The sequence below is a fragment of the Xenorhabdus griffiniae genome (assembly GCF_001028135.1).
GTDB classification, from domain to species: domain Bacteria; phylum Pseudomonadota; class Gammaproteobacteria; order Enterobacterales; family Enterobacteriaceae; genus Xenorhabdus; species Xenorhabdus bakwenae.
The window spans coordinates 22,035-38,334 of the sequence record NZ_LDNM01000010.1 but is presented as its reverse complement, the minus strand read 5'-3'; the positions used below and the strand labels follow the sequence as shown (position 1 = coordinate 38,334).

12 protein-coding genes are annotated in these 16,300 nt (G+C 45.2%); 6 read left to right on the top strand and 6 right to left on the bottom strand.

Annotated features, from left to right (window positions below; translation table 11 throughout):
- Positions 1–43: 43 nt before the first annotated feature.
- Positions 44–1,195, bottom strand: coding sequence for an L-threonine dehydrogenase (gene yiaY / locus AAY47_RS03600; protein ID WP_047766968.1), 1,152 nt, complete (start codon positions 1,193–1,195; stop codon positions 44–46).
- Positions 1,196–1,639: 444 nt separating this feature from the next.
- Entirely contained in the window at positions 1,640–3,046 is a 1,407-nt protein-coding gene (gndA, locus tag AAY47_RS03595; protein ID WP_047766967.1) for an NADP-dependent phosphogluconate dehydrogenase, read from the bottom strand.
- Between the two features lie 290 nt (positions 3,047–3,336).
- Between gndA and AAY47_RS03590 the strand changes: the two genes are divergently transcribed.
- Entirely contained in the window at positions 3,337–4,917 is a 1,581-nt protein-coding gene (locus tag AAY47_RS03590) for a TerC family protein (RefSeq protein WP_047766965.1), read from the top strand.
- Positions 4,918–4,995: 78 nt separating this feature from the next.
- Here the strand turns inward: AAY47_RS03590 and asmA are convergent, their stop codons facing one another.
- From asmA to apbC, 4 genes are all read right to left on the bottom strand, one after another.
- A complete protein-coding gene (gene asmA / locus AAY47_RS03585) occupies positions 4,996–6,864 on the bottom strand; it encodes an outer membrane assembly protein AsmA (RefSeq protein WP_047766963.1) in 1,869 nt (622 codons plus the stop codon).
- A gap of 63 nt (positions 6,865–6,927) precedes the next feature.
- Positions 6,928–7,509 carry a dCTP deaminase gene (gene dcd / locus AAY47_RS03580; RefSeq protein ID WP_047766961.1) on the bottom strand — a complete coding sequence of 194 codons (582 nt, stop codon included), beginning with the start codon at positions 7,507–7,509 and terminating at the stop codon, positions 6,928–6,930.
- 47 nt (positions 7,510–7,556) lie between these two features.
- A complete protein-coding gene (udk, locus tag AAY47_RS03575) occupies positions 7,557–8,198 on the bottom strand; it encodes a uridine kinase (RefSeq protein ID WP_047766959.1) in 642 nt (213 codons plus the stop codon).
- 359 nt (positions 8,199–8,557) lie between these two features.
- The gene (apbC, locus tag AAY47_RS03570) at positions 8,558–9,670 is read right to left on the bottom strand and encodes an iron-sulfur cluster carrier protein ApbC (protein ID WP_047766957.1); all 1,113 of its coding nucleotides are present in this window, start codon (positions 9,668–9,670) and stop codon (positions 8,558–8,560) included.
- 183 nt (positions 9,671–9,853) lie between these two features.
- Between apbC and metG the strand changes: the two genes are divergently transcribed.
- From metG to AAY47_RS03545, 5 genes are all read left to right on the top strand, one after another.
- Complete coding sequence (metG, locus tag AAY47_RS03565) at positions 9,854–11,881, top strand: methionine--tRNA ligase (RefSeq protein ID WP_047766956.1); 2,028 nt, start codon at positions 9,854–9,856, stop codon at positions 11,879–11,881.
- 148 nt (positions 11,882–12,029) lie between these two features.
- Complete coding sequence (locus AAY47_RS03560) at positions 12,030–12,527, top strand: CidA/LrgA family protein (protein ID WP_047766954.1); 498 nt, start codon at positions 12,030–12,032, stop codon at positions 12,525–12,527.
- Entirely contained in the window at positions 12,521–13,216 is a 696-nt protein-coding gene (locus AAY47_RS03555) for a CidB/LrgB family autolysis modulator (protein WP_047766951.1), read from the top strand. The genes AAY47_RS03560 and AAY47_RS03555 overlap by 7 nt, the downstream gene beginning before the upstream one ends.
- 192 nt (positions 13,217–13,408) lie before the next feature.
- Positions 13,409–14,293 carry a cytidine deaminase gene (gene cdd / locus AAY47_RS03550; RefSeq protein WP_047766949.1) on the top strand — a complete coding sequence of 295 codons (885 nt, stop codon included), beginning with the start codon at positions 13,409–13,411 and terminating at the stop codon, positions 14,291–14,293.
- A 162-nt stretch (positions 14,294–14,455) separates the two neighbouring features.
- Positions 14,456–16,153, top strand: coding sequence for an NAD-dependent malic enzyme (locus AAY47_RS03545; RefSeq protein WP_047766947.1), 1,698 nt, complete (start codon positions 14,456–14,458; stop codon positions 16,151–16,153).
- The last annotated feature ends 147 nt before the right edge of the window (positions 16,154–16,300 follow it).

The following is a 16,300-nucleotide window of genomic DNA, read 5'->3' as shown; positions in this document are numbered from 1 at the left end:
TCGTCAACAAACACATAAACGAAGTGGCTTTTACTCACTGGAGCTACATTGCTGCCTTAAAGATAGTAATGATTTCTTCATGTGACGCTTGAATTGGGTTAGTAAATCCGCAGGCATCTTTCAATGCATTGGTTGCCAGTATTGGTAAATCTTCCTCTTTTACGTTCAACGCTGACAAACCTGACGGAATATTCACATCTTTTGCCAATTCACTGATTGCCTGAATACAAGCCTTAGCCCCTTGTGCATCACTTAAAGCACCAACTTCAACGCCCATAGCCGCAGCAATCTCTTTCAGGCGTGTGGCAGAAACTTTTGCATTGAAGCGCTGCACGTGTGGCAGTAAGACCGCATTGCAAACACCATGGGGCAAATCATAAAATCCCCCTAGCTGGTGTGCCATCGCATGGACATAGCCCAAGGACGCATTATTGAATGCCATACCTGCCAAAAACTGGGCATAAGCCATATTCTCACGCGCTTCCATGTCATTGCCATCTTCAACAGCACGACGCAGATAATGGCTGATCATGGTCACCGCTTTCAACGCGCAGGCATCAGTAATCGGGTTTGCCGCCGTAGAGACATAAGCCTCAATAGCATGAGTCAATGCATCCATCCCCGTCGCGGCAGTCAATCCTTTTGGCATCCCCGCCATCAATGTAGAATCATTAACTGACAAAATAGGCGTTACATTTTTATCCACAATTGCCATTTTGATATGACGCTCAACATCCGTAATAATACAAAAGCGTGTCATTTCAGAAGCCGTGCCCGCAGTCGTATTGATGGCAATCAAAGGTAACTGTGGTTTAGCTGAACGATCGACGCCTTCATAATCACGAATGTCTCCGCCATTAGCTGCCACCAACGCAATACCTTTTGCACAGTCATGCGGCGAACCACCACCTAAAGAGATCACACAATCACAGTTATGCTGGCGCAGAACCTGCAAACCTTCTCCAACATTAATCGTAGTCGGGTTTGGATTTGTGCCATCATAAATTGCACTTTTTATTCCAACATCCGCCAGTAACGCCTGCACTTTTCCAACAACACCAATCTCGTTTAGCACGCGGTCAGTGACAATTAGAGCTTGTCCGTAGCCATAATTTTTTATTAATTCAACGGCTTCAGCCATACATCCCATCCCGATTTTATTCACAGGCGGGATAAAGAAAGTTGATGCTGCCATTTGAAACTCCTTAGATTTTTCGGAAGTATTCCAAATATCAAGGTGAGAGAATTGATTTACAATGTGACACTGATCTCTCTCAGTAATTTTGATCAAAATCAATATTTGCCTATGCAGGAAGGAAAAAATAGGTATCAGTTTACCTTAAGTTTATACAGGAGAATATTTTGCTATAATTTAACCAGACGAAAATAGGTGACTATTATATGAATAATATTTTTGTTCTGGTAATAATCAGCCTTGCTATCCTCGTTCTCGCAACATTTCTTTATCTTCATGATGCAGAGATAGCACATTGGTTGGAGAGATTTACCCAACGATTGCTTAAGTGGCAACCTCCAGATTGATACTTTACTTTTACTTCACGTTATTTCACCAAAAAGGTGCTGAAAACTCAGCACCTTAACTTTGGCAATAGTTATATCTTATAAAGATATCTAATGATTAGTCCAACCACTCAGTATGGAAAACACCTTCTTTATCAGTACGCTTGTAAGTGTGCGCACCAAAGTAATCACGCTGTGCCTGAATCAGGTTAGCCGGCAAGACAGAGGAACGATAGCTGTCATAATAAGAGATGGCAGCGGAGAATGTTGGCGTTGGGATACCATTCTGCACACCGTAAGAAACAACATCACGCAGCGCTTGCTGATATTCATCTGCGATTTGTTTGAAGTAAGGGGCTAAAAGCAGGTTAGCAATCGCTGGGTTTTCATTGTATGCATCAGTGATTTTTTGCAGGAATTGCGCACGAATAATACAGCCCGCACGGAAGATCTTGGCAATCTCGCCGTAGTTCAGATCCCAGTTGTGCTCATCTGAGGCGGCCTTCAACTGCTGAAACCCTTGCGCGTAAGAAACAATCTTACCCAGGTACAGGGCGCGACGGACTTTCTCAATAAACTCCGCCTTATCTCCGTTAAATGGCTGAACTTCCGGGCCTGACAATACCTTAGATGCGGCTACGCGCTGATCTTTCAGGGAAGAAATGTAGCGTGCAAAGACAGATTCGGTAATAAGTGTTACCGGAATACCCAGATCCAGCGAGCTTTGGCTGGTCCATTTACCCGTGCCTTTGTTGGCCGCTTCATCCAGAATCACATCAACCAAATATTTTCCGTCTTCATCTTGCTTACGGAAAATATCAGCAGTAATTTCGATCAAGTAGCTGCTTAGCTCCCCCTGGTTCCAATCACTGAACACTTCAGCCAGCGCCTGATTGCTCAGGTCCAATGAATTTTTCAACAGAGAATAGGCTTCTGCAATCAATTGCATATCACCATATTCAATGCCATTGTGAACCATCTTCACATAATGGCCTGCACCATCTGCACCGATATAAGTCACACAAGGCTCACCATCAACTTGAGCAGCGATCTCTTTTAGAATGGGGGCCACCAACTCATAAGCTTCTTTCTGACCACCCGGCATAATTGAAGGGCCTTTCAATGCCCCTTCTTCACCACCAGAAACACCCGTGCCGATAAAATTAATGCCCTGAGCAGACAACTCACGGTTACGGCGAATAGTATCCTGAAAATAGGTGTTGCCGCCATCGATCAGAATGTCGCCCTTATCCAAATGTGGCATCAGTGATGCTATGGTTTTATCCGTAGCTTCACCCGCCTTAACCATCAACAGAATACGACGTGGCTTTTCCAGCGAACCGACAAACGCTTCAATGGAATAACTTGGAACTAATTTTTTCCCTGGATTTTCAGCAATAACTTCATCTGTTTTATCGCTGGAGCGGTTAAAAATAGAAACAGAGTAACCACGGCTTTCAATATTCAACGCCAGGTTGCGCCCCATTACCGCCATACCGACAACACCGATCTGCTGTTTGGACATGAATAACTCCCGTCTAATAATGACTGCCGCCCACCCAAGATGTCATACGTAATACCCTGTGTAATACATTCCGTATGCAACAAAACAGAGTGGGCAATTTGTTAATGAGGTCACATGTTAACTCAGGAATGGACATCGGCGGTAGTTATTGATGCAATCGATATCGTCATGACGTTTTTTTGCCGAAAAAATTTCCAACTGAGATAAATCAGCTATTGATATTTCGCATTTCAGTACGCATTATTTAATAGTCGGCAAGTGCCGACCCACTAAAAGGCAAAACGAATTATATGGAATGGATCGCTGATCCGACGATATGGGCAGGTCTGGCCACACTTATCGTTTTAGAAATTGTTCTCGGAATAGACAACTTAATATTCATTGCCATTCTGGCAGATAAACTACCTGAAAAAGAGAGAGACAAAGCTCGCCTGACAGGGCTTTCCTGCGCCCTTCTTATGAGGATATTGCTGCTATTTAGCTTATCCTGGCTCATTTCCCTGACAAATCCCCTGGTGATTTTATGGGAACATCCTTTCAGTGCCCGTGATTTAATTATGCTGACAGGAGGGATCTTCTTGCTGTTCAAAGCGACAATGGAATTAAATGAACGGTTAGAAGGAGAAATGCTGCATACCAGTCAACAACGCAAAGGGGCTAGCTTCTGGGCGGTTGTTGTGCAAATTATCGTCTTAGATGCCGTATTCTCTCTGGATTCTGTTATCACTGCCGTAGGAATGGTCAATCATATTGGTATCATGATGGCTGCGGTAACCATTGCCATGATCCTGATGATATGGGCCAGCAAGCCACTGACAAAATTTGTCAATGCGCACCCCACCATCGTGATCCTGTGTCTTAGTTTCTTGCTAATGATCGGCTTTAGCCTGGTTGCAGAAGGCTTTGGCTACCCGATTCCGAAAGGCTATCTCTATGCTGCCATCGGCTTCTCCATCATGATTGAGGCACTGAATCTGTTCGCTCAGTTCAATCGCCGTAAGTTCCTGAGCGCTTCCCGTTCCCTGCGCGAAAGAACCGCAGAAGCTGTTCTGCACATTTTAAATGGCAAACGTGAAAACGCTGCGTTGGATAACCATACTTCTGACCTGATTGCAGATCATGCAGATAACAAAGAACTCTTTGAGCCTCAGGAACGCCAGATGATTGCCCGCGTTCTCAGCATGGCACAACGTACCGTCAGTAGCATCATGACTTCACGCCATGATGTGATTTATCTTGATGTCCATTCCCCTGCTGAAAAGTTAACCGCGCTACTGGAGCAAAAACCACACACGCGAATTGTGGTCACCGATGAACAGAGTGGTGACGAACCGCTTGGCGTTGTACATGTGATTGATATCCTTAATCAACAACTGATGCAAAATGCTTTCTATTTAAGGAAGTTAGTTCAGCAACCGTTAATTTTCCCGGAATCGCTTTCTTTACTACAGGCGTTGGAACAATTCCGTAAGGCACAAACCCATTTTGCCTTTGTCGTCGATGAATTCGGTTCTGTCGAAGGGGTGGTTACCGTCACCGATGTGATGGAAACGATTACAGGTAATCTCCCTGTAGGTAGCGGAGAGCTCGACGCTCGCCATGATATTCAGGTTATGGAAGAAGGATATTGGATTGCCAATGGATTTATGCCCCTGGAAGATTTGGTGCTTTATGTGCCTCTGCCATTGGATGAAAAACGGGAATACCAAACACTAGCTGGCTTGTTGATGGAGCATTTGCAACGCATCCCACAACAAGGTGAGCAATTGAAGATTAGTGACTATCTGTTTGAAGCGCTGGAAATCACCAGTCATCGCATCAATAAAGTGAAAATTACTCCACTGACCGTTGAAGAAACGGCAGAAATATAACTCACGATATTAAAACGATATCACCTACTGAGAAAAAACCGTAAGTTCAGTAAATCAGGTGATCGCCGAAGCGATCACCTATTTTTTATTCAGCAGACCTTCCAGCGCCTTAAGGTTTTCATTGTCGCTGTTATTTTCGAGCCAATCTTTGATCGATTTTTTGGCCTTCTGCTGTAATTCATCACGCAACATGGGTTCTACATTCAACGCATATTGCAGATTGTGCCAGTCACCATAAACCCGCAGTGGAATCTGTAACTGCGCCAAACGACGCACCAATTCGTTCTGCTTACCCCATCCATTGGTTAATTGCACCCATAATGAAACATCGGTGTTCTGTTTCAATAAATTGGCTGTTCCCTGACCTTGAATATTGAACATGCCTGAAGTTGCAGCAAGTTCACTGATTTTAACCTCACCGCGCTCCAATTGGGCTTTCACTGACATATTTTTAGCTTCGGTGAAATCATTTGTATTTGTAGGTTGGCTGACTTGATCTGTTGCCCGTGCAAAAGATTGTTGAATAAGCTGAGGAATATTCAATCCTGCCAGACGTGCGTTTTTTAGCTCGATACTCAAATCACCTTGCCAATAATGAGAAATAGCGTACTCATCGTAACCTTCTCCCAAAAGATCACCGTCAACATGAAGCTGGCCGCTGAATATCGATGGCAATGCCAATGCAGTTAACAAAGGTTGTATCTCAATCCCCTGTAAGAGTGGCTTTGTGTGTAGTTTTGCAGGAACAACCGTGGCATCAATTGAAGTCGGCAGCGCAAAATGCCCACCAAATACGTTGCCACTTAATTTTGTGATTTCCGTCAGGCCACTGTTATTGATAGCTTGCAAGTCAAAATGGTCAATATCCATACCCTGATAAACGAATTTATCTGCCGTCAATGAGATATCAGCATCAAACCCTTGCAAAAATGTAAGGTCATAGTTAGACAATGCCGAAACCGATGTTGCAATCACCGGTTTTAAGTAATTATTTTCAACCCGATAATCATACTTTGCCTGCGGCGTATTTTTCGGTAAGGCATCCCACCCCAACACGTTATCCAAATTGAATTTTGGCGAACTCAATTTGATAGCGTATTGCGGTTTATCTTGCAAAACGGCAGTAATATTCCCTTTCAGCTCATTCCCATCATTCATCGTCAATGCCATTTTTTGCAATGCAATCGATTCAGGTGCAGCCTGATATTTCACTATGGCACTGCCCGTTCCCTGAATACCCGCCGATGGTAACCCCATTCCCTGTAATTGGTATTCAAAGGAATTCATGTCGGCCGATAGCTGCTGTGGATAATCAGAGATATCTACCGACGAATTGAGTTTAAGTGACAGCTCTTGCTGATTTTTATTGATTTTACTGCGCAGACTAAGTCTCACGTGATTTTGATCACTTCGTTCCAGCAATAAATTGAGATCACGGACATTTAATTGGGAATTTTTATTGGGTTGCCAGATCAGTAGGCCATCTACTAACCTGATTCTGGCAATGTCCAGTTTCCAATTCTGGCTGCCCGTGATGGCGGGATAATGAATATCACTTTCCGGCGCAATCGGGGCTTCTGGCTGCTTTTTCGGCTGACTATCCGGTGTGAATCGCAAAACAGCCCCTTTCAACATCACCTCTTTGACTGAGAGTTGATGAGACAGCAGTGGCAGCAACTCCACATCCAGACGCATATTTTCGGCCACAATAGTCGGTACCCTGGCATTCTCAGCAGTCAAAGAGATCTCACCGGTCAGAATGCTTAATTTGGGCCAAACATGCCAGCGCAAGTCATCCCGCAACACGAGCTGGTAGCCACTCTTCTTTTGTACTTGTTTGACTATATAGCCACGAAAATCATTTGGATTAACCAGCATAACCAATGCCATCAGGCCAGCCACAATGACTACCAACAAAATAATGAGTGTCGTCAACAACCTTTTCATGACTTCCCCAGTCTCATGTTCACAAGAAGACTATTTTCACCAGAAGGCTTTTACCAGAAAAGATTAATCCTCACTGATTCGGCTACCTACGGCTCCCTGCTGATTTTTATATTTAGCATCCTGACGTCGGTTATAAGGTCGTTCAGCAGAGCCAGAAAGCGGTTCAAAACTCAATGCACCTATTACCATACCAGGACGCAAGGCTAAAGGCAGTTTGCCTGAATTGTAGAATTCCAGGACAATTTGTCCCTGCCAGCCTGGATCAATACGATGCGCAGTAACATGAACCATCAAACCAAGACGAGCCAAAGATGAGCGACCATCCAACCAACCGACTAAATTATCAGGCAGTGTGACAGATTCCAGCGTTACTGCCAAAGCCAATTCGCCAGGATGGAGGAAAAAGGCTTCCCCCGCCGGCAACGTAATTTCATCGCTCATGACACGGTCAAGTGCCGCATTGACTTCTGCCTTAGGCCCACTCAAATCAATATAAGCGGCAGTATGACCACGAAAAACACGAAACTGATTCCCAAGGCGCACATCAGCCGTTGCCCCATTAATGCGTTCTACAGGGGGACGAGGGGTAATTACCAGCTTACCTTCATCTAGCCATTTAATAATGTCACGGTCACAGAGTCGCATTATTTCCTCTCAAATACGATGATACTGATGAATACCTGGATAACAGATTATTCGCAAAATTGGCCAATCTTGGCTTTTAAGATATCAATGGCCACGCGGTTTTTTCCACCACGAGGCACAATAATATCGGCATATTGTTTCGATGGCTCGATAAATTGCAGGTACATTGGACGCACCGTTCTCTTGTACTGCTCTATCACGGAATCCAATGAACGTCCGCGTTCATTCACATCACGTTTAATACGGCGCATCAGACAAATATCCAGTGGCGTATCGACAAAAATGGAAAAGTCCAGTTCTTGGCGTAAGCGCTTATCTGTTAATAGTAGGATACCTTCGAGGATAATAACTCTTTTCGGTTCAAAATGAATGGCTTCAGGTTTGCGGGTGTGCTCAACGTAGTCATATTGTGGTAATTCAATGGATTTTCCGGCTTTCAATGCCTGAAGATGCTCGAGTAGCAAATCGTGATCCATAGAATTTGGGTGATCATAATTAACTTTATGACGCTCTTCCATCGGGGTATCCGTTTGATCTTTATAATAACAATCTTCTGGAATAACGCCGATATTGTGATCACCAACCTGAGCCCGTAATTCTCGATAAAGTGTGCTGGAAATAAGGCTTTTGCCTGAGGCGGAGGCACCTGAAATACCTACGATTGTACACTTATGTGCTTCATCAGCCATACTAAAAATAACCTGGTTAAATAAAGAAAAAAATAAAGCGGGAATATGGTATTTGCTAACACCATGTTTGGCGGATTATAGGGAGTAAATGGCTTCTATTCCAGAGTAAACAGAATAAGTCTCGTTTTTTTCGATACGCTTCGCATAAAAACCCCGCAATTTTATGGCCTGACGGAAAATATTCTGCAAATAATTTTCACAAAAATGTGCAACCGGATCTCGGATGATAAGGTGTTATATTGCGGTAGAAAATAGAGAAAACATTGAGTACTGGTCAATGACTCTGTACCCATTGAGCCATTGACCAACTTTTTCTACTCAACCGCTCAACCGCTGTTACACACAGTTAAACTCATTAATCAAACTGCACGAAAAGAAATTTCAGTCGGGATTTTTTCGCCCTGCCAATACATCTTGGCAGAAATATTGGCAGCAATCTCACGATAAATATCGGCAAATTCACTGTCAGGCTGGCTGCTTACCGTCGGTTCACCCCGATCGAGATCTTCGCGCAGTGAAATATGCAGCGGGATCTGCCCCAGTAATTGGCAATGATATTTTTCTGCCAGTTTTGCCGCCCCACCCGTGCCGAAAATGGACTCATGATGGCCGCAGTTACTGCAAATGTGGGTGCTCATGTTCTCAACAATACCCAATACGGGCACATTGACTTTCTGAAACATGACGATGCCTTTCATCGCATCGATCAGGGCAATATCTTGTGGGGTTGTGATAACCAACGCGCCTGTCACCGGAATATTCTGGGACAAGGTTAGCTGGATATCGCCTGTTCCTGGCGGCATATCAATCACCAGATAATCCAGATCCGGCCACAGCGTATCTTGCAGCATCTGCATCAAGGCCTTGCTTGCCATCGGGCCACGCCATACCATCGCGTTATCATCGGTAACAAGGTAACCGATGGAGTTGGTTGCCATGCTGTGAACCATAATTGGTGCCATATGCTGTCCATCAGGGGAAGTCGGGCGCTCTTTGGCTGTACCAAGCATATTGGGAATGGATGGCCCATAAATATCTGCATCCAAAATGCCCACTTTTGCACCTTCCTGTGCCAGCGCCAGCGCCAGATTCACCGCTGTGCTGGATTTCCCTACGCCGCCTTTCCCTGAACTGACTGCCACGATATTGCGCACGCCATTAACACCCGGCAGATTATTGGCACGACGCAATGTGCTGATATTGTGGGTTAATCGCCATTCAACGGATTTTGCTCCCGTCGCGGATTGCAAGCATTGAGTGGTTTCTTTCTTTAATATTTCGAAGGCGCGTTTCCAGACAAACGGCATGGTTAATTCAATATGCAGTATCCCATCCAGCATAGTGCAATGGTGTAATGCTTTCAGGGCAATCAAATCTTGCTCTAAGGTCACATGTTTGAATGTTGCTAATATCTTTGCAACATGTTTTTTCAGCAGGTCAGGATTGGTCTGCTCCGGGGATTGTGAGTTCATCCCAGCTCCTTTTGATTTATCTTTCTCAAACCTAAAACTGTTCAGCCATCATAACAGAAGCTAACCACTTCGGATAAAGGTAACCCGTAAAAGTGACGAAGATCTCGCGTTACCCTAGCAGCAACGCGCCTTATCAGGTAACATCAAAAACCCTTTTCACTTTACGGAAGTCTGATCCTAACTATGTCTCAAGTCGCGAACAAATTATTGGTGACCTGTGCGTTACCTTATGCTAACGGTCCAATTCATCTCGGTCATATTCTGGAACACATTCAGGCTGATATTTGGGTTCGTTATCATCGAATGCGCGGCAAAGAGGTTCACTTTGTCTGTGCCGACGATGCCCACGGTACACCAATTATGCTGAAAGCACAGCAGAGTGGCATTTCTCCAGAAGAGATGATTGCCAAGGTGAGCCTAGAGCATCAGCAGGATTTTGCCGGTTTTGCCATCAGCTATGATAATTACCACTCTACGCACAGCGAAGAGAACAGAGTTCTTGCCTCTCAAATTTATCTGGAACTGAAAAAGAACGGTTACATTAAAAACCGGACAATTTCTCAATTATTTGATCCAGAAAAAAGTATGTTCCTGCCAGACCGTTTCGTCAAAGGTGCCTGCCCGAAATGTAAGGCAGAAGACCAGTACGGCGATAACTGTGAAGTTTGCGGAACCACCTATTCCCCAACGGAATTGCTTAATCCTCGTTCTGTTGTCTCCGGCGCAACGCCAGAAATGCGTGACACAGAGCATTTCTTCTTCGATCTGCCTGCTTTCAGCGATATGCTGCAAAAATGGACGCGTTCCGGCACCTTGCAGGAGCAAGTGGCTAATAAAATGCAGGAGTGGTTCGAAGCGGGGCTGCAACAATGGGATATTACCCGTGATTCACCTTATTTTGGTTTTGAGATCCCCGATCAGCCCGGTAAATATTTCTATGTCTGGCTGGATGCCCCAATTGGTTATATGGGTTCATTCCAGAATCTGTGTGATAAACGTGATGACCTGAATTTCGATGAGTTCTGGGCAAAAGATTCCAAAGCCGATCTCTACCATTTTATTGGCAAAGACATCGTTTATTTCCACAGTCTGTTCTGGCCAGCCATGTTGGAAGGCTGTAACTACCGTAAGCCAACCAACCTGTTTGTCCACGGTTATATCACGGTTAACGGCACTAAGATGTCCAAGTCCCGTGGCACCTTCATCAAGGCCAGTACTTATCTGAAACACCTGGATGCAGACTGCCTGCGCTATTATTACGCGGCAAAACTCTCTTCCCGCATTGACGATATTGATCTGAATCTGGAAGATTTTGTTCAGCGTGTAAACAGCGATGTCGTTAACAAAGTGGTTAACCTTGCTTCACGCAATGCGGGCTTTATCAACAAGCGCTTTGGCGGCAAACTGGCGGAGCAACTCGCTGATCCTGCGCTATACCAGAAATTCGTCGATGCTGCACAGGGCATTGCAGACGATTTTACCAATCGTGAATTCGGCAAGGCGATCCGTGAAATGATGGCACTGGCCGATCTGGCTAACCGCTATGTTGATGAACAAGCCCCGTGGATTGTGGCGAAACAAGAAGGCCGTGATGCTGATCTGCAAGCAATCTGTTCAATGGGAATTAACCTGTTCCGCGTGCTGATGACTTACCTGAAACCTGTACTCCCGGCTTTGGCCACACGGGCAGAAGCCTTCCTGAATACTGAACTGACTTGGGATGGCATCCAGCAACCTTTGTTGAACCATGATGTTTCACCATTCAAGGCGCTGTTCAACCGCATCGAAATGGCGAAAATTGAAGCCATAGTTGCTGATTCAAAAGAGAGCATCGAGCCACAACAAACTGTAACAGGCCCGCTGGCAGATGATCCCATTCAGGACACCATTGCATTTGATGACTTTGCCAAGGTTGACCTGCGGATCGCCCTGATCAAACAGGCTGATTTTGTCGAAGGTTCAGATAAGTTACTGAAACTCACACTTGATCTCGGTGGTGAAACTCGCCAGGTCTTCTCTGGTATTCGTTCAGCCTATCCTGATCCCAAGGCGCTGGAAAACCGTCTGACAGTGATGGTTGCCAACCTTGCTCCACGCAAGATGCGCTTCGGTATTTCAGAAGGTATGGTGATGGCAGCAGGTCCTGGTGGAAAAGACATTTTCCTGTTAAGCCCAGACAGCGGTGCCCAACCCGGTATGCAGGTTAAATGATAGTGGCATATTTTTAATAGATATCATTAATTATCAATTAGATAACAAAGCGGGTTCCAAAAAAGACCCGCTTTTTAATGTGATGTATGGCACATTTATAATGTTAGTCGTATGATAAAAACCTCGTTATATTGAGGAATTATTGATTATGTCTTTCCAAAATGTGCTGATAACAGGTTGGCAATACCTGCGCGCATTCGCGCTGCTTTATTTGTGCCTGATCGCGGGGAATATCATTTCGGCACAACTTCCTTTCTCTCTCCCCGGCAGTATTATTGGCTTACTTCTCTTGTTTGGCTTACTCGCATCCCAAATTATTCCCTCACATTGGGTAAAACCAGGCTGTAGCCTGTTGATGAAACACATGACACTGCTCTTTTTGCCCATCGGGGTGGGGATCATGGATTATTACCCACAACTTAGCCAACAAATGCTCCCTATTCTCCTTTCTTGTATCGTTAGCACAGTGATTGTTATGGTCGTTGTTGCTTATAGTTCCCACTATATTCATCGTGAACGAGTCATTATCAGTGCTCGGCAAATGGAGACTAGCCAGACTGGTACTAAGCAGCAAGAACCCATCTCAACCCCCACAAATCCATCACAACCGTTATCACAAGAACCGGAAGAGAAAGAAAAATGTTAAGCCATATCTGGTGGTCACTACCATTAACTCTGATTGTATTTTACGGCGCTAAAAAACTGTCAGTGCGACTCAAACTGCCGATATTTAATCCGTTACTGATCTCAATGGCCGTTATCATTCCTCTGCTGTTGCTGACGCATACTCCTTACAAACACTATTTTGCCGGCAGCCGGATACTGAACGATGTGCTGCAACCTGCCGTTGTTGCACTGGCTTTTCCGCTGTATGAACAGCTACATCAAATCCGTGCCCAGTGGAAATCCATTATTAGTATCTGTTTTGTCGGCAGCATTGTCGCCATGGTTACGGGGACTGCCATCGCATTATGGGCAGGGGCTACACCGCAAATTGCGGCCTCTGTGCTCCCCAAATCCGTGACGACCCCAATCGCTATGGCTGTAGCCGATTCCATTGGTGGTATTCCCGCCATTAGTGCAGCTTGTGTCATTATGGTAGGGATTTTGGGGGCTATCTTTGGTCACAATCTATTTAACGCCCTGAAAATAAAAACCCCGTCGGCACGAGGGTTGGCAATGGGTACAGCATCTCATGCGGTGGGAACGGCTCGCTGTGCAGAAATGGATCATATTGAAGGGGCATACAGCTCACTGGCCTTAATGACCTGCGGCATTATTACCTCACTGATTGCCCCTTTTCTATTTCCCGTATTGCTGCATCTGTTTGGCTAATCATTTTATGGGTTACGGGTTACAAAATCGTAGCAAGAAAGTAAACAAATCCAACAAAATAGCAAAAATTTGATATAGGTTAATAAAATGATATCTTGTTTACACGAATTTCATTAATTATATGCTATTTATCACATTGCAAACCTGAACAGACGTCCTAGAATGACCTTCAATTAATTTGGAGATCATTCTATGCAAGTTCGTTTTCACGCTATCTGGGCAAAAATCACACCTGAACTGCAAAAAGCCCTCTTACCTTATATTGGCAATGACGATTTTCCCGCCATGCTGACCGCAGAGCAAGCGGCGTCAATTAAACAGCTCTGCGGATCAGACGATCAGGCGCTGGCATTAGCCTTATTACCACTTGCCGCAGCCTATTCCCGTGCGCCTATTTCCCATTTTTATGTTGGCGCAATTGTCCGGGGAGAAAGTGGCAATCTCTATTTCGGTGCCAATATGGAATTCGCTGGGGTTCCATTACAGCAAACTATCCATGCAGAACAATCCGCCATCACGCACGCTTGGTTGCGTGGTGAGAAAAAGTTGGTTGCCATCACCGTCAACTATTCACCTTGTGGCCATTGCCGACAATTTATGAATGAACTGAATAGTGGAACACAATTGGAAGTTTGCCTCCCCAGCCGGCCACCATTGACTCTGGCCGATTACCTGCCAGAAGCCTTTGGCCCGCGCGATTTAGCCGACACACCATTGTTGCTGGATGAGGTTAATCACGGCCATCAGTTAGCTAGCAGTGACGAATTGGTGCAGGCAGCACTGGATGCAGCGAACCGTAGCCATGCGCCTTATAGCCAATCCCATGCAGGCATTGCCCTACAAGATGAACAAGGGAAAGTTTATACCGGCCGTTATGCAGAAAATGCGGCATTCAACCCAAGTTTACCACCATTACAGGCAGCTCTGATTTTCATGAATATGGCAGGTGGCGATTGTCAATCCATCAAGCGAGCCGTTTTGGTGGAAGGCGAAAATAGCCATTTATCACAATGGAATGCGACAGAATGCACATTAACGGCTCTCGGCTGTACAAAAGCAGAACGGTATACATTTTGAAATGTGTATCATCCAATAACATTTTATTAGCCAATTCTGTATGTTATCTCTCATTTTTGCTCATGATAATCATATCTAAGTAACATTTACTGTACTTATTGTTTTTATCTTCTTAGGATCTATAGCCGATTTTGTTATTGATAAGTTCAAAGAGTAAGCATCATGGAACTGGAACACGAAAGTAAACGTCCTCTCTATATTCCCTACGCTGGCCCTATCTTGTTGGAATTTCCTCTGCTGAATAAAGGCAGTGCCTTTACAGAAGAAGAACGTAGTCATTTCAATTTACACGGCTTATTGCCGCAGGCCGTTGAAACAATAGAAGAGCAGGCCGAACGCGCCTACCGCCAATATTGCGATTTCAAATACGATATCGATAGACACATTTATTTAAGGAATATTCAGGACACCAACGAAACGCTGTTCTATCGTCTCCTTGATGCCCACTTAAGCGAAATGATGCCTATTATCTACACGCCAACTGTTGGTGAAGCGTGTGAACACTTTTCTGATATTTACCGCCGTGCCCGTGGCTTGTTTATCTCCTACCCAAACCGGGCTTACATTGATGATATGCTGCAAAATGCCACCAAGCAGAATGTAAAAGTTATCGTTGTTACCGATGGTGAGCGCATTCTTGGTCTGGGTGATCAGGGGATCGGCGGCATGGGTATTCCTATCGGTAAACTGTCGCTGTATACCTCCTGTGGCGGGATCAGCCCTGCTTATACCCTGCCTGTGGTTCTGGATGTAGGAACCAATAACCCACAGCGCCTCAATGACCCTCTGTATATGGGCTGGCGTCATCCACGCATTACTGGCAAAGAGTACGATGAATTTGTCGATGAGTTTATTCAGGCTGTGAAACGTCGCTGGCCTAACGTACTGCTGCAATTTGAAGATTTTGCCCAGAACAACGCCATGCCGCTGTTGAACCGCTATCGCGATGAGCTTTGCTGCTTCAATGATGACATCCAGGGCACCGCAGCGGTTGCTTTAGGTAGCCTGATTGCCGCCAGCCGGGCCGCCGGCCGCCAGTTGAAAGACCAGACCGTGGCATTCCTCGGTGCCGGCTCTGCGGGCTGTGGTATTGCAGAGCAGATCATTGCCCAAATGAAATCTGAAGGATTGAGTGATGAACAAGCTCGTGCCCGCGTGTTTATGGTTGACCGCTTTGGCCTCCTCACTGACAAGCTGCCAAACTTACTGGATTTCCAAAGTGCATTGGTACAGAAAAGCACCGTCTTGCAATCGTGGGATGTCACCCGCGATTCTCTCTCATTGATGGACGTGGTTCGCAATGCCAAACCTACGGTTCTGATTGGTGTTTCTGGTCAATCTGGTCTATTTACCGAAGGGATCATCCGTGAAATGCACAAACATTGTGAACGTCCTATCGTGATGCCGCTGTCCAACCCAACATCACGAGTGGAAGCTCGCCCGGAAGACATCATCAACTGGACGGAAGGCAAAGCATTGGTCGCTACAGGAAGCCCGTTTGCACCAGTAAAATATGACGGTCAGGAATATCCAATCGCACAATGCAACAACTCCTATATCTTCCCGGGGATCGGCTTAGGTGTTATCGCTGCCGGTGCCAAACGTGTTACCGATGATATGTTGATGGCGGCCAGCCGCGCATTAGCGGAGTGTTCACCGCTGGCGCAAACAGGCTCAGGCCCATTGTTGCCACTGATTGATGACATCCAGGGTGTTTCCCGCAAAATAGCCAAAGAAGTAGCAAAAAAAGCCCAAATTCAAGGCGTAGCGATTGTTACATCGGAAGATGCGTTGGATGAAGCGATTGAGCGCAATTTCTGGAAACCAGAATATCGCGTGTATAAACGCACTTCATTCTGATATTGGTAATAAATAAGCCTGCTAATAATATTGGCAGGCTTGAAAAGTAATCAAATAATAATCTGGTCAGATAAATCATAAATAATGGCTTTATATTTTTTTAATTGAATCAATTTAGTGCCGATATGCCCCCCCAAAACTTGCTTC

What these genes read in the sequence shown, in the direction of transcription:
- yiaY (WP_047766968.1), bottom strand. Translation starts at nt 1,195, where the DNA reads ATGGCAGCATCAACTTTCTTTATCCCGCCTGTGAATAAAATCGGGATG.
- gndA (WP_047766967.1), bottom strand. Translation starts at nt 3,046, where the DNA reads ATGTCCAAACAGCAGATCGGTGTTGTCGGTATGGCGGTAATGGGGCGC.
- AAY47_RS03590 (WP_047766965.1), top strand. Translation starts at nt 3,337, where the DNA reads ATGGAATGGATCGCTGATCCGACGATATGGGCAGGTCTGGCCACACTT.
- asmA (WP_047766963.1), bottom strand. Translation starts at nt 6,864, where the DNA reads ATGAAAAGGTTGTTGACGACACTCATTATTTTGTTGGTAGTCATTGTG.
- dcd (WP_047766961.1), bottom strand. Translation starts at nt 7,509, where the DNA reads ATGCGACTCTGTGACCGTGACATTATTAAATGGCTAGATGAAGGTAAG.
- udk (WP_047766959.1), bottom strand. Translation starts at nt 8,198, where the DNA reads ATGGCTGATGAAGCACATAAGTGTACAATCGTAGGTATTTCAGGTGCC.
- apbC (WP_047766957.1), bottom strand. Translation starts at nt 9,670, where the DNA reads ATGAACTCACAATCCCCGGAGCAGACCAATCCTGACCTGCTGAAAAAA.
- metG (WP_047766956.1), top strand. Translation starts at nt 9,854, where the DNA reads ATGTCTCAAGTCGCGAACAAATTATTGGTGACCTGTGCGTTACCTTAT.
- AAY47_RS03560 (WP_047766954.1), top strand. Translation starts at nt 12,030, where the DNA reads ATGTCTTTCCAAAATGTGCTGATAACAGGTTGGCAATACCTGCGCGCA.
- AAY47_RS03555 (WP_047766951.1), top strand. Translation starts at nt 12,521, where the DNA reads ATGTTAAGCCATATCTGGTGGTCACTACCATTAACTCTGATTGTATTT.
- cdd (WP_047766949.1), top strand. Translation starts at nt 13,409, where the DNA reads ATGCAAGTTCGTTTTCACGCTATCTGGGCAAAAATCACACCTGAACTG.
- AAY47_RS03545 (WP_047766947.1), top strand. Translation starts at nt 14,456, where the DNA reads ATGGAACTGGAACACGAAAGTAAACGTCCTCTCTATATTCCCTACGCT.